The following is a 259-nucleotide window of genomic DNA, read 5'->3' as shown; positions in this document are numbered from 1 at the left end:
AAGTGCCTCTTACTGGCTTATCATGGCTTATCGCAAGTTAGTACGTCCTTCATCGCCTCCAACTGCCTAGGCATCCACCGTGTACGCTTAGTCACTTAACCATACAACCCGAAGGTGTCTGGCATACGTGACCAAGATTGTTTGTTCTCGCTGTACACAAGTTCGATACGCCTCTACCAAATCAGTTTGTTCAAGTAGAGTGGCATTTCTTACTTTTAATATTACAATCAGCTTTTCATGTTGTTAAAGAGCACGTAAC

General features: G+C 43.2%; 1 rRNA gene. It reads right to left on the bottom strand.

The features are described 5' to 3' along the window. A 23S ribosomal RNA gene (locus RJ32_RS00180) occupies positions 1-101 on the bottom strand; the annotation flags it as partial. Positions 102-259: the final 158 nt, after the last annotated feature.

The sequence above is a fragment of the Idiomarina sp. 28-8 genome (genome assembly GCF_000320945.2).
GTDB lineage: Bacteria > Pseudomonadota > Gammaproteobacteria > Enterobacterales > Alteromonadaceae > Idiomarina > Idiomarina loihiensis.
Note: the sequence above shows the minus strand (reverse complement) of the source record. Positions and strands in the feature narration are given on the sequence as shown.